We start from the raw sequence: 19763 nt of genomic DNA, 5'->3' as shown, positions 1-19763 counted from the left end.
CTGGCATGGAGCACGAAGAGCTGAGCATGAAGATCGACGCGTACATCGACGAGGTCTGGGAACAGGTCGTCGAGGATATCGATACCCTGGTGCGCATACCGAGCACCGAGGATTTGGACAACGCTGCGCCGGGAGCTCCGTACGGCCCGGGCCCCGCCGAGGCGCTCAAGGCGGGCGTTGCGCTTGCCGAAAAGCTCGGCTACGACGCCCATAACTGCGACGGCCACATTGCGTACGCCGATTTGCCGGGCAAGAGCGAAACCCAGATCGGCATCATCGGCCATCTCGATGTGGTGCCGGCCGGCTCCGGATGGAACTTCGAGCCGTTCCAAGTTACCCGCAAAGACGGGTATCTGATCGGACGCGGCGTCCTCGACGACAAAGGTCCGAGCGTCGTTGCCATGTACGCCATGAAGTTCTTCCCGCAGCACAACATCGAGCTGCCCTACACGATCCGCATGATCATGGGCGGCAACGAGGAAAGCGGCATGCGCGATGTGGCCTATTACCGCGAACGCTATGACGACCCCGCGTTCATATTCACGCCCGATGCCGATTTCCCTGTGTGCTACGGCGAGAAAGGCGGCTTCGACGGACGCTATACGAGCAAGAAGATGGGCGACGATGCGGTGATCTTCGACTTCCAAGGGGGCGATGCCACCAACGCCGTTGCCGCCCAGGCTTTCGCCGTCGTCAAAGCGGATGCAGCCGATCTGAAGGAAACCGACCGCATCACCGTATCCGACGCAGACGGCTATGCGCGCCTCGACGCCCAGGGCATCGGCGGCCATGCTTCCAAGCCCGAGGGTACCATCAATGCGATCGGGCTCATCGTGGACTATCTGCTCGAGAACGACTTGTGCTCGACCGACGAGCGGACCTTCCTCGAACTGCAGCATAAACTGCTTTCGGCGAGCGACGGCAGCGGCGTCGGCGTGAAGACCTCCGACGAGTACTTCGGCCCGCTGACGCTCATCGGCGGCACCGTGCACATGGACGACGGGCGCATCGTGCAGACCATCGACATCCGCTATCCCACTTCGATCACTTCAGACGAGCTCATCGAGAAGCTCGGCGCTTGCGCCGACGCCATCGGGGCGACCTTCGAGAACACGCTTCTGATGGTGCCGTTCTTGGTCGAACCCGACTCGCCGATGATTCAGGCGCTGCTTGATTCGTTCAACGATGCGACGGGTATGCACGAGAAGCCGTTTACCATCGGCGGCGGCACGTACGCGCGCGAATTCGCTTCGGGTGCGAGCTTCGGGCCGAACATGCCGTGGCTTTCCCATCCCGATTGGATTGCGGGCGAGCACAGTGCGAACGAGGGTGTGAGCGAGGACATGCTCAAGACCGCGCTCAAGATCTACATCCTTACGATCGATCGGCTCATGCAGCTCGACTTCGCATAGGAACGCGGGCTGCGCGATCGCGGTCCGAACGTATTGAGAGCTGCGCGCCTTTGCCGTTTCGGCGGCGTAGGCGCGCAGTTTACGAGAAGGGATACCCCATGGATCTGATACCCACGATGCCGGGCATCGCACTGGAAGAAGACGCTCTGCCCGACGGCGCGATCGTCGACGGCGACGGGCACATCGAGCTCGAAGGCCTTGCGAACACGCGCGATCTCGGCGGGATCAAGACTCGTGACGGCAGGTCGATCCGCCCTAAGATGCTGCTGCGCTCCGGCGCGCTTTCGGGCGCTACCGAACACGATGCGGCGGCGCTCATCGACGAGTACCGGCTTGCGAAAGTGCTCGATTTCCGCACCGAAGAAGAGCGTCTGAAAAGCCCCGATCCCGAGGATCTGTTCGACGGCGTGAAGTTCGTCGATATACCGATCCTCAATACCCAGGCGCTCGGCATCACGCGCGAAGGCGGCATCAAAGGCTTGCTCAAAGCTGTAAAGACCATCGAGAAGAACCCTGCGGATCTCATGATCGAGATATACCCGAGTATGCTGCTCGACGAGACGAGCAGCAAGGGTTATGCGCAATTCTTCGATGAGCTGCTGGAAAACGAGCCGCCCGTCGGTGCCGACCCGGTTGCGGAGGACGAAGAGTCCGCGCAGCCCGGATCGGTGCTTTGGCATTGCTCGGCGGGCAAGGACCGCGCAGGTCTTGCCGCTGTGCTGCTGCTCCACGTGCTCGGCGTGCCCTACGAGGCAATTCTCGCCGATTACCTGGCCACGAACAAGTACATGGAAACGCGTACGCAGGAGGTGCTCGACTCCCTTTCCGCTTACGGTATGGCCGGCAAGCTCGATGAAGGCGTGCGTGTGCTCAATTCGGCTGATGAGCGGTTCTTGCGGGCGGCGCTCGATGCCGTCGACGAGCGCTACGGCAGCCTTGACGAGTACCTTTGCCAGGTGCTCGGGGTTACGCCCGAGAAAGCGGAAGCGCTGCGGACAAAGTTTCTCGAAGGGTAGCATCCGCCTCGATCTCGTCGATCTTCTCGACGAGCGGTCGCGAAAGCGCATCGTCGGCGAGCACCCATACGCGGTCACCTGCCGAGAAGCGCGTGTTGCGGCTCGGCTTTATCTTGATGAGCGCGTTGTGCTCGATGGCGACGACGAGCGAACCGTAGGAACCCCGCAGGTCGACCGAAGCAATAGAGCGCCCCCTGAACTCGGCGGCAGGACCGACGGTGAACGAGAAGCAGGATGCGTCCACCTTCGAGTCTTCGCCGGCGAGGTATTCGTCGAGGGTGATGCTCGCGGCCTCGTCCTCCTCGATCAGGTCTTCCTTGAAGAGCTTCTGCAGGTAGGCATCGACTTCGTCCTCGGTTCCGAGGAAGGTGAGCAAATCGCCCTTGCGAATGCCGAGCTCGTCGTGCGGATCGCTGATGCGGCGGCGCAGATCTTCCTTGGTGAGCGTGGGCAGCAGCTTCGAGCCGATCATGGTGCCGTTGCGCTCGATGGCGATGAGATCGAGGTTGTAGGCGATTCCGAACAGGTAGTCGGCTGAGTTTTCGGTGCCGTTGCGCGTGAAGGTCCGCGTCGTCTCGACTTCGACCACGTAGAGCTGCCGCTCCACCCAGAAGGCGCGTTCCTCGTCATCGAGTTCGGCCTGCCGCTCGGCGAGGATGCTCTCGTTGAGATTGCCGATGAAGCTCGTTTCGAGCTTGAGGAAGCCCGAATGGATCCTCTTCGACCGCGCAAGCGCGAACGTGAGGGCGAAGGCGAGCGCGAGGAACCAAAGCGTGCGCGCTCCTCCGAGCACGAACACGAGGTACATTACCATGGCGCACGAGACGGCGAGCCCGATTGCGGCCAAGGCGAGCAGCGGCACGTGGTTCTTTCTGTTCTCGACCCAGAGTATCCAGAACTCGCCCTTTCTTCCGCTGTAGAACAGATTCGACATGAAGAGCCCCGTGATAAGGATGCCGGCGGTCGACAATCCGATGCTGAGCGCCGGCTCCGGCACAAACCCCGAAAGCATCGGTTTCACGGCGTTGAGCAGCTCGGCGGAGGCGACTGCCGCGATGACGACCAGGCCGACCTTCATGCCCCATCGCTTGAGATAGTCGATCCATACGTTGCCGTCTTTGTCCTCGTCGGCCTTCTCCTCGCGCTTCGCGAGGCGATCGAGCAGCGATTGCGGCAGTATCCTGACGAGCAAGCGGTACGCGCGCTCGGAGTTCTTGATGTAGAACGGCGTCGTGAGCGTGGTGACGACCGATACCGCGACGATGACGGGGTAGAGGAAGTCGGCCGTCACGCCGAGCGATACGCCGAGCGCGGCGATGATGAACGAGAACTCGCCGATCTGCGAGAGGCTCATGCCGGTTTTGAGCGATGTTTTGAGCGATTGGCCCGAGAGCAGGGCGCCCAGGCCGCTGAAGATGGGTTTGCCGATGAGCGTGACAAGCGTGATGGCGATGATGGGGCCGATGTTCTGCATGATCATGGAAGGCGATACGAGCATGCCGACCGACACGAAGAACACGGCACCGAACAGATCTTTGATCGGCTTGAACAGCTCCTCGATACGAGGGGCCTGCACGGTGCCTGCGAGGATCGATCCCGCAAGGAAGGCGCCGAGCGCCGCCGAAAAACCGATGGCGTTGGCGAGCACGACCATGCCGAGGCACAGCGCAATCGACACGATGAGCATGATCTCGTCGTTGAGCGCGTTCGCGACCTTCTTGAGCACGGTGGGCACGATGATGATGCTCAGAACGAACCAGATAACCAGATAAAGGGCCATCTGGCTGATTTTAAGCGCAACTTCGCCGCCATCGACCGCAGATCCTACGGCGATGGTGGAGAGGAACACCATGAGGAAGATGCCCACGATGTCCTCGATGACGAGCGCCCCGAATACGAGCTCGGTGAACTTCTTCCCCTTGAGTCCCAGCTCGTCGAACGCTTTCACGATGATGGTGGTGGACGAGATGGCGAGCATGCCGCCGAGGAACAGGCTCGTATAGAACGACCATCCGAGCAGCGTGCCGCACGCCATGCCTGCAGCAATCATGAGCGCCATCTCGACAAGCGCCGTGATGATGGCGGGTTTTCCAACGGTCGAAAGCTTCACGATGCTGAACTCGAGGCCGAGGCCGAACATGAGGAAGATGACGCCGATCTCCGACCAGGTGGAGATGTTCTCGGTGTCGGAGATGTTGGGTATCCAGCCGATGGCCGGGCTGATGAGGAAGCCGGCGATGACGTAGCCGAGCACGAGGGGCTGCTTGAGCTTCTTGCAGACGATGGTGACTACGGCGGCCACCGCCAGCAGCAGGGCGAGATCGGTGACGAGTTGCGGGATGTGCTCCATGCGGATCCTTTCGTGCGGGTTCTTCGGCTAGGGCTTGCGGATGCCGGGGTGCTCGGCGTCGTCGGCTTCGGCGAGGGCGGGGGTGCGTTCGGAGCCGACGTTGTCGGCGAGTTTTCGCAGTATGCGAATCAGCGTTTCCGCATCGTCGCGGCCGAGCACGTCGAGCACCGAGATCGCCCGTCGTCTGATATGGTCGTGCAGACCGCGAGCGTATGCGCGACCCTCGTCGGTCAACGTGATGCTCGCCTTTCGGCGATTCGAGGGCACGACGGTGCGATCGACGAGCTTCTTCTCCTCGAGCCTGCGCAGGATGTTCGCCATCCGTCCCGTTGTGATGCCCATCGTCTCGCTCATGGCACCTGCGGAAAGCCCGGCATCGGCCTTGAGCAGCAAAAGCAGGGCGGGGCCTTCGCCGTGGTTCAGCGAGTCGAACGCTTCGCTTTGCGCAGCCATCAACTTGAGCGCGTCGAGCCATTCGGGAACGAGATCGGCGTAGCGCGATTCGATCGATTCTGCAGCATGGGGGCCGTTCATTTTCAGATCCTCGATTCGGCAGTCTCAGCCCGAGCTTTGGTCATGCAAACGTTCCGCTCGGTCGATTCGGTTCATAATGCTTCTAGTAAAAGCTTTTATAAGAAGATATCAGATTAGAAAGGCATTACCTATATTGTTCACACAATGGACAAGGAAGCATGCACCTTCGGCATGCGGGTTCGCCGCCATTCGGGCGGGAGGCATTCCCCCGTCCCGCGATGTCCGCCAACCGCCGCCATTCGGGCAGAAGGCACTCCCCCCGTCCCGCGATGTCCGCCAACCGCCTCCGTGCGACGTTTTGGACGGTTTTTCCATGGTAAATTTTATATTTTCCCAGTTCAGATAATTGCCCTTGCGTTTTTTCTTGGAAAAAACGTCGCACGGAGGCGGTTGGCGGACATGGGCGACTCCGTTCGAATGGCGGTTTCGCTTCGGGGCCGTTACCGACAATCCGGCACGTTCGTTGACAAAACAGGTATTGTCATACTTTTTTGAGGAAAAGCCAGTATCATTGCGGAAACTTTTTCGAGAAGTTCACTATGAATTATGACAGGGGGTATTGCGATGGGTGAGGAAAAAGCGCAATCCGTGGATCGACTGGCCGATCCGAGCGCGTTGGGTCTGTTCGGGCTTGCGGTGATCACGCTGGTGGCATGCACGCAGAAGTTCGGCATCACCGAAGGCGTGACTGGGGTGATGAGCTGGGCGATCTTTCTGGGCGGCTGCATGCAGCTCATTGCGGGCGTTTTCGATTTCAAGAAGAACAACGTATTCGGCGGTACGGCGTTTATCGCCTACGGGTTCTTCTGGTGCGCAATGGCGTTTTCCTGGGCGGTTACGAGCGGCATATTCGGCGAGCAGGCTGCTCTGGCATTCGATCCGAAGCAGACCGGCGTTGCGTTTCTGGCGTATCTGATTCTCACCGCCTTCATGACGATCGGTGCATTGCGCACGACCAAGGTGCTTTTCTTGATATTCCTTGCCATCGATTTCCTGTTCATCGGCCTTGCGTTGAGCTCGTTTGGCATCGCTACCGAGGTAACGCACATGCTTGCAGCGGTAAGCGAGTTGGTCATCTCGCTTCTGAGTTTTTATGGAGCAGGCGCTAACGTGCTCAATCGCCATTTTGGAGAAGAATTCCTTCCGCTGGGGAAGGCGTTTTGGGCCAAGGGGTAGAGGCGGGGATCGGGACAGGGCGGGGGCAGGGTGTCGCTGTTCGGGGCCGGGATGTGCGGCTTGAGCTGACGCGTCGTTTTGGTTCGGATGCATTCGGGTGCGGTAGGTTGCTGCTGCAAATCCTTTGCGCTGGGTGCTGGTCGCCAAACTGCATCAGAGGTTTTCCCGTCTCGTAACCCGCTCGCCATATCGCGCGGGTATGCTCGATGAATGCCCGAAGCGGGCTGAAGGCGAACATAGGAGGCGCGTATCATGCCGTTACCGGAACCGAGGGCGAACGAGAAGAAGGAAACGTTCGTATCACGTTGCATGGAAGAGGTTACAACCGAAGATCGCGAGAAGTGGCCCGACCAAAAGCAGCGCGCTGCTGTTTGCTACCGTCAATGGGATTCGTGGCAAAAGGATCACGGGCATCCCGAACGGGCGGAGAAATAGGCGGAGTCCCGCATAAGCTGTCATAGATGTGCGCTGCTGGTAGGGTTTTCGGTAAAACCGTACAACTTTGGCAGAGATTTACGATTCTGACCCCCTGAAGGTAAGAAGCGACGTTCTTGACCTGCGCCTCTCGTGCAGATGCATAAAACTATCAACTCAGAAAGCGCGCAAATTGCAGTTTTTGGGGTCACGATCGAAAATCTCTGCCAGATTGGGCCTCATTTTGGAGAATTGCACTATGGTTGGCCGCCATCGTTTGGGTTGCGTGCCGCTGTGCGCTATCGAGCACTGCCGTTCGTGCGGCAGTGCTCGATTTTTCGCCGAAGCGCTTCGGCGATATAGCTTTACGCGGGTTGCTCGCTTTCGAGGTACGATTTCATCGAGTACTGCGTGACGTCCGATCGGTTGATGACGCCGACGATATGGCCGTCGTCGAGGACGGGCACTTTCTTGAGGTGGTTTTCTCCGAGCACGCGGCACACTTCGGGCAGGTCGGCGTGGATGTCGACGCCGATGATGCCCTTTGCGCCGATGTCTTTCGCCTGCATCTGCATGAGGTCGCGCAGCTTATCGTCGAAATCGGTGCTGTCGCGCCCCATCTGCATGATCATGACGACGGGATCCACGTACATCTGGCTGCGTTTCGAGAGGTGGCGCATGATGTCGCCGTCCGATACGAAGCCGACGGCGTTGCCGGCGTTGTCGACGAGGGGGGCGGCGCTGATGTGCTTGTCGACAAGCAGCTTCATGGCGTCGATGACCGTCGCATCGGCGTCGAGCACGTACACGTCGCGCTTCATGATGCTTTCGAGCACGCTGCGGCGTGCGTTGTCGACATCGGTCTTCGCCGTCTCGCCGGGCTTGTCCTTCACGAACGCGATCGTGAGTCCGAGACCGACTACGCACAGGATGCCGGCAGCGGCGAACGCCATGTTGATGCCGAAGATGTTCGCATGCACGTAATCCATCGAGCTGCTGCCTGCGTTGGTGGCGATGGTCATGATCGAGACGAGCACGGCGGTACCGAGCGAGCCGGCAACCTGCCTGAAGGTGTTGTTCACCGAGGTGCCGTGATTGATGAGCGTGTTGTCGAGTGCGTTCATGGCCCAGGTGGTGATGGGCATGTTCACAAGCGAGAGCGAGAACAGGCGGACGGTGTAGAGGATGGTCAGGTAGGCGATGCCGGTTCCGTCTCCAAGAAACGCCATGGCGAATGTGGTGATCGTGAGCATCGAGAGGCCGACCAGGCTCAAAACGCGCGGCCCATGCTTATCGAACAGGCGCCCGGCTATCGGCCCCATGGCACCCATGACGATGGCGCCGGGGAGGATGACGAGGCCGGAAACCGTCGCCGAGTAACCCATCAGCGATTGCAGGTAGATGGGCAGCAGGATGCCTGCAGCTAGAAGCGATGCCTGTACGAGCATGCCGATGATGGTGCCGATGAGGAACTTCCGATTCAAAAGCACGCGCACCTGCAGCATGGGGTTTTCCATTTTGAGCTGACGGCGGAAGAAGTACACGAGCGCTACGATGCCAACGACGGTTGCGATGGCGGCCTGCACGCTGATCCCGTACGATCCGATCACGCTGAACCCGTACAGCAGGCAGCCGAAACCGAGGGACGAAGATACGACCGAGGGCTTGTCGAGCGAAGTCTGCTTATCGGGTGCGGAGGTGCGCTCGAGCACGAACAGCGAGCACGCGATAACGAGCGCCGAGAGTCCGGCGATGATGAAGAACATGTCGTGCCAGCTCGCATTGTCGATGATGAGACCGGCGACGGTCGGGCCGATTGCGGGCGCGAACGCGATGACCACGCCGAACAGGCCCATCGCGCTACCGCGCTTGTCGACGGGGAAGGTGAGCATGAGCACGGTCATAACCATCGGCATGAGGATGCCTGCGCCCGCCGCCTGCAGCAAACGGCCGGCGAGCAGCACGGGAAACGACGGCCCCCAGCCGGCAAGCAGGCTGCCTGCCGTGAAGATGCCCATCGCGACCACGAACAGGTTGCGCGTGGAATAGCGGTCGGTCAGGTAGGCCGTGATGGGAATCATGATGGCGTTCACGAGCGTGAAGCCGGTGGTGAGCCACTGGGCGGTGGCGGCATCGACGCTCATCTCGGTCATGACCGAGGGGAGTGCCGGCGTGACGACGGTTTGGTTGAGGACGGTGACGAACGTTCCGAACATCAAAACGGCCAGCATCATGATCTGTTTACGGCTCAATCCCATATGCGCTCCTTTGTGCCTGTGCTTTGGTGCTCCGGCCGTAAAAAAAGCGCTTGCGCGCCCGGTGCCGAAGAACCTCTGTGCGTTGTTTTTCATTTTTGTGAAACTTGACTATTTTACGGCTTAGTTACCATGAGCGTGTGAATCAGATATGGGCATTCTCAGAATTATTTTAGTACCTAAATTATTAACCCTATGCAACATGTGGGCGGTTTGGTATGAAGCAGGGCCGACAAGTCGTTCGACATGCGGCGATTCCGATGATCGGCGCCCGCTTCCCGGGTCCGCTAACAGGTAATATATTATGTAGTTACTATGATCCCTTTAAAAATAATAGGTAATAACTAGGATTTACGGTATATCTATCAGAGTTTATGGAATGAATTACAAATTTTGCGATTTTCTACCATTTTAGTGACAGATGTTTGTACAGCCCGGGAACTATACCTATAGAACGCGCGCAAATCACGCTCGCGTTCGAGAGCATAGAACGGACTAGGGAATGCATATGGGTGAGAAGAAGGCACGTCGTTCAGACGTGCGAAAGCTGGTTGACAGAGCGCGGCGAGGCGATAGCGAAGCCTTTGAAGCGCTCATCGGCTCGTGCCGCTCCAAGATACTGTATCTGGCGCTGCACTATGCCGGAAATGCCGACGATGCGGAGGATTGCGCACAGGAAGCCGTGCTCAAGGCGTATCGGGGGATCGGGAAGCTCAAGGATCTCGATGCGTTCGATTCGTGGCTCCACAGCATCGTCAAGTACACGTGCTATCGGAGAAACGGCGCGATGGAGCGAGATACGATACTGATCGGCGGCGATCCCGGGGCAAACGATGCGATCATGTCGATCGAAGAAGCGCGTACGGAGTTCTTGCCTGCCGAATATGCCGAAGATGCGGAAAAGCGGTCGTTCGTTCTCGAGCGCATCAAAGAGCTCAACGAGAACTACCAAGAAGCGCTGCTCTTGTTCTATTTCGAGGGGTTCTCCTACAAGGAGATCGCCGCTACGCTCGGCGTCAACGCCAACAAGGTGACGAACGATCTCAAGCGAGCGCGTCAGGCTCTCAGGAAGAAGATCGAGGAGGCCAACGGCGGTGCCGTCCTGGCGTCGGCCATGCTTCCGACGGGGGCCATGCCGACGCTCGCGCGCATCTACGAACTCGATTGCTCGCACCTGGTAACGGTTGATATGGAGCGGCGGCTTATGGAGTATGCGGGTTCCGTATGCGCCGTTACTTCGGTAGCCGGCGTCGGCGCCGCTGCTGCCGCAGGCCAGGGGGTCGCGGCAAAGCTTGCCATCGGTGGAGCGTCGGTCTTGCTCGTCGCCGGTATTGCGACGGGCGTCGTCGTATCCGGCGAGCCCGCGGAGTCGGTGGCCGATACGCCTGCGCTCGTCCAACCGGTTGAAGAGCCGACCGAGCCTCCCGAACGAGAACCCGAGCCCGTCGTCGACGAGCCTCCCGCTGAAGCGCCTATCGCAACGCTGGCCGACATGATCGGGAGCGACGGGGAAGAGCGGCTGCTCGCCTTGGCGAGTCAGGGAGGCAGCGGTCCGGACGTCGCCTCGTTCGTTGAATCGCTCGGCGCGGCGCAGCAAGGATACGCCGAAACGCTCGAAGGGTCGCTGTTTGCGGTCTACGAGCTCATCAAGCAGGACAAGCAGTTGTTCGTGATCGTTAAGGCGATTCCGGGAACCGAGGCCGTCGAAGTGGCGTATCGCTTCGGGGGCACAGGTCCCGTACCCGACATGTTCGAGTTCGTCTCGATGTTCGATAGATGAGGTTCGCTATGGGAAAGCCGAAGAGTAACGACCTTTTACATGAAGACCAATCCGAAGCAGGAGGTGAAACGATGCTAAAGACGAGAAAACGCAAGGTAGTGGGCGCGGCGCTCGCGGCGCTTCTGGTGGCGAGCATGGCGCTGATCCCGCTGGCATCGGCCGATAACAATAATGCGAGACCGTCGCCCGAGGCAGCCCAGTCGTTCGAGTACACCGAGACGATGCTCGACGGGACGCTGCAGGAACCCGGGGAAGCAACCTCGGATCCCGGGCAGGGCGAAGAGGGAGCGGAGCAGGATGGAGCCTCAGGCGATTTGTCCTCCGAGCAGGCGCCTGGCTCCGGTGCGCAGCCGCCTTCGGGCGGGGGCTCTGCGCCGGCTTCCGACAGCGATGCCCCTGACGACCTTGCTCCTGAAACGGATACGCCTTCGCCAGCCGATGCCGGCGGAGGCGAGGAGGCGAACGGCGCAGCTTCGATATCGGGACTCGTGTGGCACGACGAAAACGAGGACGGTGTTCGCACCGCCGATGAAGCGGTTGTTCCCGGGTTCGCCGTTACCCTGTGCGACGATAGCGAGCAGCCTATTGCCGAGACTCGCACCGAGTCGGACGGAACCTATTCCTTTTCCGAGGTGGAGCCGGGCGCCTATCGCGTGAAGGCCGAAGCGCAGACGATCGACGGAACCGAATACCTTCCGCCGCTTCCCGATGCCGATACCGAGCGCGACAACAAGTTCGAAGCCGATCCCGAAAACGAAGAGTCCATCGCCTACACCAAGCTGATCGAAGTCGAGGCCGACGCGGCCATCACGGCGCTTGGCGCAGGCGTGCGTTCGGTCGAGGACGAAGCGCTTGTTGGGCCGCTTGCGCTCGATGAGCTTATCGTGGATATGGGGGATAACCCGATCAACTGGGCGAATCTCGAGACCGTGCTCAAGAGCCTCTTCTCCGAGGAGGACATCGCCTCGGCAACGACGCTCAAGATAGTCGGCGGCCAAAACAGGTTCCAATTAAGCGGTTCGTCGACGACTCCCTCGATGACCTATCTCAACAGCCTCAACATCACCACGATCGACCTGTCGACGTTTACCGGCGAGTTCTACGCGTACGCGCTTGCCAATGCGAAGAATATCACGACGGTGGCCCTCGGCACAAACATCACGGCAATTCCTGCGTCGGCGTTTGCGGGCTGCACATCGCTTACGACAGTGAGCGATACGCTCGGCAACGCGGCGGCGAATCCCGGCATCGTCGATCTTGCCTCGACAGGCGTGACGCAGTTCTCGGGCATGCAGTCGTTTCGGGGGTGCTCCTCCATCACGGCGGTTACCGTAGGGCCGGATGTTTCGTCGCTCAACTACGACGTGTTCGGCGCATGCAGCTCGCTCACGACGTTCGGGGGTTCGGTAGCCGATGTGCGGGCGTATCCGGGCGTCCTCGATTTTTCGAGCACCAACCTGACGGCGCTCGGACAAAGCGCGTTCAGCCAGTGCTCCTCCATCACGACCGTCGCGCTCGGCAAGAACATCGAGGTGCTTCCCGGAAACCTCTTCACCGACTCGAAAGCCCTCTCCTCGGTGAGCGATACGCCCGAGCATGCGCTTGCCAATTCGAAGGTCATCGATCTCGAGAAAACGGGCGTCACAACGCTCGACGCGGCTGGTCGGCAGTTCGCGAACAACGAAGCCTTCACAACCGTCACGCTCGGACCGGACATAAAGCAGCTGCCCGGCAACGTGTTCGCCGGCTGCAAGGCTCTGCGGACGCTCAGCGACTCGCTCATCAACGCGACGGCCAATCCGAACGTGATCGATCTCGAAAAGACGGCGGTCGCATCTCTCGACGAGAGCGGCTGGCAGTTCGCCAATTGCTGGAACATCACAACCGTTGCTTTGGGGATCGATATCACCGTGCTTCCCCCCTACGTGTTCACCGGTTGCCTGTCGATGCACTCCTTGAGCGACACGGCCCTCAACGCGCAGGCTTCACGCGGATTCATCGATTTCGAGAAGCTCTCCCCCATGACGTTCCCGAGCGGTGGCTGGCAGTTCAACGGTGCTTCTAACGCGATCGTGTACGTGGGTGCTGACGGGATGTCGTTTCCCAATTACTCGCTGGGAAGCGATACCGCGTTCGTGCCCGAGACCATCGATTCGGTAGCGTTCAGCGCAACGCCCAAGGCGAGCAAGTTCTACGTACGCGGCCCCGAGGCCACCTCCCCCACATCGGTTGAGAATGCCGAATACCAGGCGATCAACTACTACCTCGAAACCAAGATAACGTCGAGCGGTGAAGGTGCGGCTACGGTGGACACGTACAACGTCTACAACCCTTTCGTAAACGATCGGATCAACGAGCGCGAGATCGCCAAAGGCAACCTCACAAGCGGCTGGCGCTACGTCGAAGAGGGCAAGGAGCTGCGGTTCACCGTGTTTCCGTACTTCGACAGCAAGCTGAAGGAGATAACCTACAACGGCGAGGTCGTCGAGCCGTTATCCATCGAAAACGAGACCACCTACATTCTTCCCGCGCTGACCGAGGATACCGAAATCCACTTCGAGTTCACGACCGAGTACAACATCATCCACGTCCACCAGGATCGCAACGGCACCCCGATCGCCGGATACGGCGATGAGTGGTTCAGGGGCGACGGCGGGGATTCCTATGACGGCGAACCGACCGACATTCCCGGCTACGTTTATCAGGGCTTCCAGTTTGCGTCGGCGACGTCGGGAAACCCGTCGCTGGTCGCCGACAAGGCCGAACCCCATATCGACGAGATTGAAGGCAATACGTACCTGTACCTGATTTACGGCCGCGATGCGGGCGGCGGCGAGAGCCCCGGCGCCTCGGGAGGCGGAACGCAGCCCGACGGCGTCGAGGACATCGATATCGTGCGCCATTGGGGAACCGTTGAAGACGGTGCGTTCACGGCGCTTCCTTCAACGTCGTCCGACACCCAGATCGTCAACATAGGCAGCGCCTTCGCGCTCGCCGATACCGACGCCCCCGTGCCGAGCATTCCGACCGGGTACTCGTATGCGGGCTATCTTACCGACCAGGATGCGGCGGGCACCACGCCCCATGCGGGTGCGCCCGACATTACGGCATCGGTTTCGGATGGCAACCGCGAGGTGTACTACATCTACGAGCAGTCGAGCTATACGGTAACCGAGCATCATGTGGACCGTGCAGGCGAGATGGTGTCGGCGGATACGAGCGAGACGCTGGGGCACGCCGAGCGCTATGACGGCTCCAACGTCAAAACCCTTACCGGTATGGTGTACGTCGGCGCCGACTACGCTACCCCCTCGGAGGAGAACCGTTCGACGGTTGAGGGCGGGGCGACTCCTGAGATCGCGAGCGTCGAATCGAATGCCGAGGTGTGGTACGTCTACGGAGCCGATAACGGCGGCGCGACGCCTCCGGGTCCGGGCGGGGGAGGAGTCGATCCCGACGGGTTCGAGGACTTCTCGTTTACCCGGCAATGGGTGACAAGGGGCGTTGATGGGGCGCTTGCCCCGCTGCCCTCGACCGACCGGGATGTCCAAATCCTCAATGTGGGGACCTCGTTCGAGCTCGGGCACGACGATGCGCCTGCGCCGGCGATCCTCGCTGGATACGAATACCAAGGCTATCTGACCGACCAGGATGCGCCGGGAGATGCGCTCCATGCGGGTGACCCCGCCATCGAATCGAGCATTGCGAACGGCGACCGTGTTGTCTCCTACGTATACGCGGCTCCGCTCGACGGTCCGGGCATCGAGGCTCCGCTCGAGACGGCGCTCACGATCACCGGGTCGGCAGATCGGGGCAATTCGGTTACGGTCACGTTCGCAAACGGGCAGACGGCAACCTCATCGGCAAGCTCCTTGACGCCTCTCGCTGCCACCGGCTATTGGTCAGTCGATGTGCCGGCTGGCGTGATACTCACGCGGGGCGATGCTGTTTCGGCAACGCAAACTGATGCGTTCGGTCGGACGAGCCCGCTTGCGACTGCGACGGTGCAGCCGGTGGACCATACCGTGACGATCTCATACGCCGACGATGCGGGCAGGACCATACCGGGCGGAGCCACCTCGACGGTTGCGCATCGCAATCCGTTTTCGTACGCCCCGCCTGCGGTGACCGGCTACACCTACAGCGGTTGGGCGCTCAATGGCGCCGATCAGGGGTCGGGCAATCCGAGCATTCCGAACGTGACGGGCCCTCATGCCATCACGTTGGTCTACAAGGCGTCCGGCGGATCGAATCCCGATCCGGGTCCGAAACCCGATCCAAGCCCCGAGGAGGAAAACTACAACTTCGTGAAGGCCCCCAACGTTAAGAGCGTGAAGCCCGGCGAGACGATCACCTATACCTTTACGGGCTTCGAAAACAAGTGGGGCGCCTCGCTCGACCGTTACGCCATAACCGATAAGCCCGATCAAGGACTCGATTTCGTATCGGCATCGTTGCCTGCCTTCTCGGGCGCCGCCGACGTGAGCTACGATGTGGTGTATTACACCAACCACAAGGGACGCACGGTGCTTCATTCCGGCATCGATGCGAACAAGCCGTTCAGCTTCAACGCCCCTTCGCTCAGTGCAGGGGAGCACATCACCGGTCTCGTGGTCGATTTCGGCACCGTGCCTGCGGGTTTCGGTACGGGCAACGAGATCACCATGCAGTTCAGGGTCTGGGATAATCCGCCCTCGAAGACGCTCAACAACGTCGGCATGCTCTCTTACTGGAAGGACGGGGAGGCGTTCGAGTTCTCGAGTGGAAAATCGGGTTCTGTGGTGCTCGGCGGCTACTTCTCCGATCTGGTAAGAACGGGAGACGGACCGTTCATCGCCGTCGCCTTGGCGGTTGTCGGAGGCATTGCCGCAGCGGTAATCGCGATCGTCAGCTTGGTTGTTCGGTCGCGTCGCAAAAAGCGTGCCGCACAGTAGGTCAATCCCCGGTGCGAAAGCGGCATCTCACCCAGCTGCTTTCGCCCGGGTTTTGATACGGGCCGTCTGCTTCCCTAGAGCAGGCGGCCTTTTTACGTATGGAATCTGGCGGATGCGACGAATGCCGATGGGCGGGCAAGCGTGCCTGGCCCGCACAAAAAAGGCAGATCGGCAAGAAGTTGTGTGGAACAGGACGCACATCTGCGCCAAATTAAGAAAGTTCTTTCATTTTTTCTATTAATGTAATATATTGCATTAATAGATTGGTAATCTACGAAGGAAAATGCCTTGAGAATCGGCTTCGCCATACAGGGACGAACAGCAAGAAACCCTGAAGATATCGGGGGGGGGCGCAATATTCCACCCCGCTTCTCTGCGCGCTTTTTCGCTCTTTCGTAGGTAAGAAGGAAATATATTACCATAAATGCCGCCGTCGGCTCGCTTGTCGAGCCGACGGCGGCATTGTTTTGCGCCCGCTCAGCCAGATGGAACAGCGTCTTGTTGCATCCGCTCGATCTTGGCAACAGATGCGGTGCTCGCGGGGTGCGAGTTTCCCGCATCTCCTCATCCCCGAAAAAAGACATGTGTTTCGGCGCGGCCGCAAGGCCTTGCTGCAACGCTGCCGGACCGCCGATAGCAAGGGAGCGTTCAGATAATGGGAAAGAACATACGCGATAAACGCACGAGTGGCATGCAGGGAGCAGCCTCGTCTGCATGGGTGGCCGAAACCCGCCCCAACGAGAAAAAATGTATGAGTTGCTCGCGTTCAAAAAGAGCATCGACACCATCCTGAGAACAAAGTACGGGCATCTGACGGGACGGCAGTTCCTGGTGCTCGATGTCGTCGCATCAAGGGGAGGATCGGCAACGCTGACCGAAGTTGCTCATGCGAACCAGTGTTCCACCCAGGCGGCACGGGCGTTCGTGAACGTTCTGCAAGACGAGGGGTACCTCATCGTGTTCGAGCCGAAGGATGGCGACAAGCGACGCATCGACATAGCGCTTACCGAAGAGGGGGAGCGGCTTGTCGAGCTCTGTCCGACGGAGGATAAAGGCGAACATGCTATGGCAATCGAAGAGCACCCCGATGCGCTCATCACCAACGCCTCGATGTTTTTCGAGAGATGGGCTTCAGCTGCTTTTGCGAGCAGATAACGACTGTCCTCAATCCGAGTCCCATGTGACAACAATCGAAAGGAGCAAGGCTATGAATACAAAACGGTTGCTGACAGTGCTGCTAGCGCTGACGCTCTCGACCTCGATGGTCCCCGGCGTCGCCTTTGCGCTGCCCAGCGAAGATGCCGCCGACTCTGCGGGGGGGGTGCAGGGCATGGTGCGCTTGCCAATGATGCAGGCGGCGCTTCAACCGACGCACCGATCGAGACCGATGGTGGAGCATGGGAGGGTGCCGACACAGGTTCGAACGATTCCAGCGTGCTTTTATCCGAAGGCGATGGTATTGTTGCGCTTGATACCGGGGTGCACGAAGCATCGCCCCTCTCCGATTGGGGCGAGGGTGGCGAGCTGCCGGTCGAACCCGGCGATCCCAGCGACGAGTCCGTGGCGGTATCGAGCTTCGACGAGCTGAAAGCGGCTCTCGAAGATCCCGACAACGCACTTGCCAGCGAGGACAACCCGGTTGCCGTCGAGGTGTCGGGCTCCATTGCCGTAACCGGAGAACTTCGGATTGTCGGCCATGTGGTGCTCAAAGCGCAGTCGGATAGCGAATTGCAACTCCGTAGCACGCAACAGCTTACGCGCGATCCTGGATACGCCGGGTACCTGCTCGTAGTTGACGAGAACGCGAGCCTCGTGCTCGAAGATATCGTGATCGACGGCAACAAGGGAGCTGTCACTGCTGAGAACGCGCTCGTCAAGGTGATGTGGAACGGCGCCAAGCTCACGCTGGGTGCAGGTGCCGTGCTCCAGAACAACGACGTGACGGGCGCAGCCGACCAGACCATCGACAAGAGCCTCCAGAAGGGCTCGGGCGTGTTCGTGCAGGGTGGCCATATGACCTACGCCGACGGCGAGCTCGTCATGAACGACGGAGCACTGATCACCGGCATGGCGGGCGACACGCAGCGCGCATCGAACTTCGAATTCAATGCGGCGCATGCGGCGGTGGTGACCGAAGGTCCCTTCACCATGAACGGCGGCGAGATAAGGGACAACACCGTACAGGGCGTAATGGTGAACGGCTATGCACTCTACGGTAACACCTTCTATTCGAGCACGTACCCCAACGGGCTGCTCACCATGGAAGACGGAGAGATTGCGGGCAACATCGTCGACGGCGACGGCGCGGGCGTTCATGTGAACGCCGCAACAGCGACCATCAACGGCGGCAAGATCGTTGATAACGAGGCGTCGGGGCGCGGCGGCGGTATCTCGGTTTCGACGCGTGTCGAGATAGGCGTGTATTCCGACAGCCCCTATATCGGCCATCTGTACACCTATGGGGGAGAAATCTCGGGCAACAGCGCCGCGTACGGCGGCGGCATTGGCACGCTGACTGCCTTCGGTAGCGGTGGCGGAGCGGGCAAGCCCATGGCGAGTTCGGGCTACAACCATATGTACCTGCTCGGTGGCACCATCGCGAACAACACCGCCGACCACGGCGGCGGCGTGTTCAACGAGATCACCCATCTCGAGATCAAGAACGCATCCATCACCGGCAACACGGCGCACGGCTACGGCGGCGGCGTGCTCAACCAGGACGGAAGCTGGGTGTACGGTTCGACCTACAGCTGGTTTGTCCTCGAAGACGCCACCATCAAGGGCAACGTTGCCGAGGGTGCGCTGCCCTCGCCGCACACCGACCTCGGCATGACCGATAGCCACGATTTTACCTGCGGATTCTACGGCAACGAGATATTCAAGCACGGTGGCTACTTCTGGGTTTCGGGCAATGTCGAAATAGGCGATCCTGATCTCGGCGGCGGCATTGCGGTTCATGCTGGCGACGCCGTAACGAACATCAACAGCGCGGGCGACCCGTTGACGGGCGCGATCTACTATGAGTACATACAGACGAACAACCAGGTGATGCCCGGCGGCATCCACGGCAAGATATTCGTGCAGAAGGACACGCTCGAAACATGGGGCTACGGCGATGTGACCGAAGACGAGATCGCGTGCTTCAAGATGCTGCCGAACGGCACATACCCCAACGGGTTGTACCCCTATTACGAAACCTATACGACCTACGACTACACGCAGCCCAGCTATCCCGAAATCACCATCGGCGTCGGCGTGTGGGCCTACGAGGCGCCCGAGGTCGCCGAGGAGCACGTTGTCGTTTCGCCGACCGAGGCGCAGGGCTTCGAGGATCTTCGCGCATCGGGTGATATAAGCGGGTACGCCGATGCGGTCGGAGCGGTCAACTGGCAGTACGGCTACCATAAAGACAAAGACATCGAGGATCCGTCCGAGATCGATTTCGCATCGCTCGCCTTGTCGACCCCCTATGCCGGCATCGGCACCTACGGGCTTGCGTTCACGACGCCCAACCAGGGGCTTGAGGCCACGGCGAAGCTCACCGTCAACGATCGCGACGCGCTCGAGGTCGATCTGACCGTAGGCGAGGCGGTAGCTGCCAACAACATCACCATATCGACGGCCGATGTGGGGGCGTTTACGGCCGACGATTACACGCGTGAGGCGCAGGCGGTCGCGTGGACAACCGATGGCAACAACACGGCGCTTGAAGCTACGCCGAGCGCATCGGGCATCGCCGCCATACCGGCTTCCGCGGGCATCTACTATCTGTCGTTCGCTTCGCCGGGCGGCGTGGAAACGACGATTGAGGTTACCGTCGTCGATCAGGAGAGCATCCTCTCGGTCGCGCGCCTCTTCGGCCCCCACCGCTACGCCACGGCGGCCGCGGTGG

Annotated in this window: 11 protein-coding genes; 8 read left to right on the top strand and 3 right to left on the bottom strand. The window is 60.1% G+C overall.

Annotated elements, in window-relative coordinates; all coding sequences use genetic code 11:
• Positions 1 to 5: 5 nt before the first annotated feature.
• Positions 6 to 1412, top strand: coding sequence for a Sapep family Mn(2+)-dependent dipeptidase (locus tag C1722_RS10530; RefSeq protein WP_102379187.1), 1407 nt, complete (start codon positions 6 to 8; stop codon positions 1410 to 1412).
• Positions 1413 to 1510: 98 nt separating this feature from the next.
• Positions 1511 to 2428, top strand: a complete 918-nt coding sequence (locus tag C1722_RS10525) for a tyrosine-protein phosphatase (protein ID WP_102379186.1) — start codon at positions 1511 to 1513, stop codon at positions 2426 to 2428.
• On the opposite strand, the gene C1722_RS10520 is transcribed toward C1722_RS10525, so the two are convergent.
• Together C1722_RS10520 and C1722_RS10515 are read right to left on the bottom strand one after the other, a co-directional pair.
• Complete coding sequence (locus C1722_RS10520; RefSeq protein ID WP_102379185.1) at positions 2379 to 4778, bottom strand: monovalent cation:proton antiporter family protein; 2400 nt, start codon at positions 4776 to 4778, stop codon at positions 2379 to 2381. The genes C1722_RS10525 and C1722_RS10520 overlap by 50 nt on opposite strands.
• Before the next feature lie 27 nt (positions 4779 to 4805).
• A complete protein-coding gene (locus C1722_RS10515; protein WP_102379184.1) occupies positions 4806 to 5312 on the bottom strand; it encodes a MarR family winged helix-turn-helix transcriptional regulator in 507 nt (168 codons plus the stop codon).
• Positions 5313 to 5876: 564 nt separating this feature from the next.
• Here C1722_RS10515 and C1722_RS10510 point away from each other — a divergent pair.
• Positions 5877 to 6488, top strand: a complete 612-nt coding sequence (locus C1722_RS10510; RefSeq protein ID WP_102379183.1) for an acetate uptake transporter — start codon at positions 5877 to 5879, stop codon at positions 6486 to 6488.
• Positions 6489 to 6740: 252 nt separating this feature from the next.
• On the top strand, positions 6741 to 6923 hold the full coding sequence (locus C1722_RS10505; protein ID WP_102379182.1) for a hypothetical protein: 183 nt from the start codon (positions 6741 to 6743) through the stop codon (positions 6921 to 6923).
• 344 nt (positions 6924 to 7267) lie between these two features.
• Here the strand turns inward: C1722_RS10505 and C1722_RS10500 are convergent, their stop codons facing one another.
• Complete coding sequence (locus tag C1722_RS10500) at positions 7268 to 9160, bottom strand: MDR family MFS transporter (RefSeq protein ID WP_102379181.1); 1893 nt, start codon at positions 9158 to 9160, stop codon at positions 7268 to 7270.
• A gap of 505 nt (positions 9161 to 9665) precedes the next feature.
• Here C1722_RS10500 and C1722_RS10495 point away from each other — a divergent pair.
• From C1722_RS10495 to C1722_RS10480, 4 genes are all read left to right on the top strand, one after another.
• Positions 9666 to 10937 carry an RNA polymerase sigma factor gene (locus tag C1722_RS10495; RefSeq protein ID WP_180995148.1) on the top strand — a complete coding sequence of 424 codons (1272 nt, stop codon included), beginning with the start codon at positions 9666 to 9668 and terminating at the stop codon, positions 10935 to 10937.
• Positions 10938 to 11008: 71 nt separating this feature from the next.
• Positions 11009 to 15871 carry a leucine-rich repeat protein gene (locus C1722_RS10490; protein ID WP_180995147.1) on the top strand — a complete coding sequence of 1621 codons (4863 nt, stop codon included), beginning with the start codon at positions 11009 to 11011 and terminating at the stop codon, positions 15869 to 15871.
• A gap of 747 nt (positions 15872 to 16618) precedes the next feature.
• Positions 16619 to 17026 (top strand): MarR family transcriptional regulator, encoded by a 408-nt coding sequence (locus C1722_RS10485; protein WP_102379178.1) that lies wholly within the window; start codon positions 16619 to 16621, stop codon positions 17024 to 17026.
• 279 nt (positions 17027 to 17305) lie between these two features.
• Positions 17306 to 19763 (top strand): autotransporter outer membrane beta-barrel domain-containing protein (locus tag C1722_RS10480; RefSeq protein WP_219724296.1); only part of this gene is annotated, 2458 nt, incomplete at its 3' end.

Source organism: Raoultibacter timonensis, assembly GCF_900240215.1.
Classification (GTDB): domain Bacteria; phylum Actinomycetota; class Coriobacteriia; order Coriobacteriales; family Eggerthellaceae; genus Raoultibacter; species Raoultibacter timonensis.
This window is presented reverse-complemented; position numbering and strand designations above follow the sequence as displayed.

Bases quoted from the DNA above. Each gene is read 5' to 3' on its own strand.
- C1722_RS10530 (WP_102379187.1), top strand. From the start codon at position 6: ATGGAGCACGAAGAGCTGAGCATGAAGATCGACGCGTACATCGACGAG.
- C1722_RS10525 (WP_102379186.1), top strand. From the start codon at position 1,511: ATGGATCTGATACCCACGATGCCGGGCATCGCACTGGAAGAAGACGCT.
- C1722_RS10520 (WP_102379185.1), bottom strand. From the start codon at position 4,778: ATGGAGCACATCCCGCAACTCGTCACCGATCTCGCCCTGCTGCTGGCG.
- C1722_RS10515 (WP_102379184.1), bottom strand. From the start codon at position 5,312: ATGAACGGCCCCCATGCTGCAGAATCGATCGAATCGCGCTACGCCGAT.
- C1722_RS10510 (WP_102379183.1), top strand. From the start codon at position 5,877: ATGGGTGAGGAAAAAGCGCAATCCGTGGATCGACTGGCCGATCCGAGC.
- C1722_RS10505 (WP_102379182.1), top strand. From the start codon at position 6,741: ATGCCGTTACCGGAACCGAGGGCGAACGAGAAGAAGGAAACGTTCGTA.
- C1722_RS10500 (WP_102379181.1), bottom strand. From the start codon at position 9,160: ATGGGATTGAGCCGTAAACAGATCATGATGCTGGCCGTTTTGATGTTC.
- C1722_RS10495 (WP_180995148.1), top strand. From the start codon at position 9,666: ATGGGTGAGAAGAAGGCACGTCGTTCAGACGTGCGAAAGCTGGTTGAC.
- C1722_RS10490 (WP_180995147.1), top strand. From the start codon at position 11,009: ATGCTAAAGACGAGAAAACGCAAGGTAGTGGGCGCGGCGCTCGCGGCG.
- C1722_RS10485 (WP_102379178.1), top strand. From the start codon at position 16,619: ATGTATGAGTTGCTCGCGTTCAAAAAGAGCATCGACACCATCCTGAGA.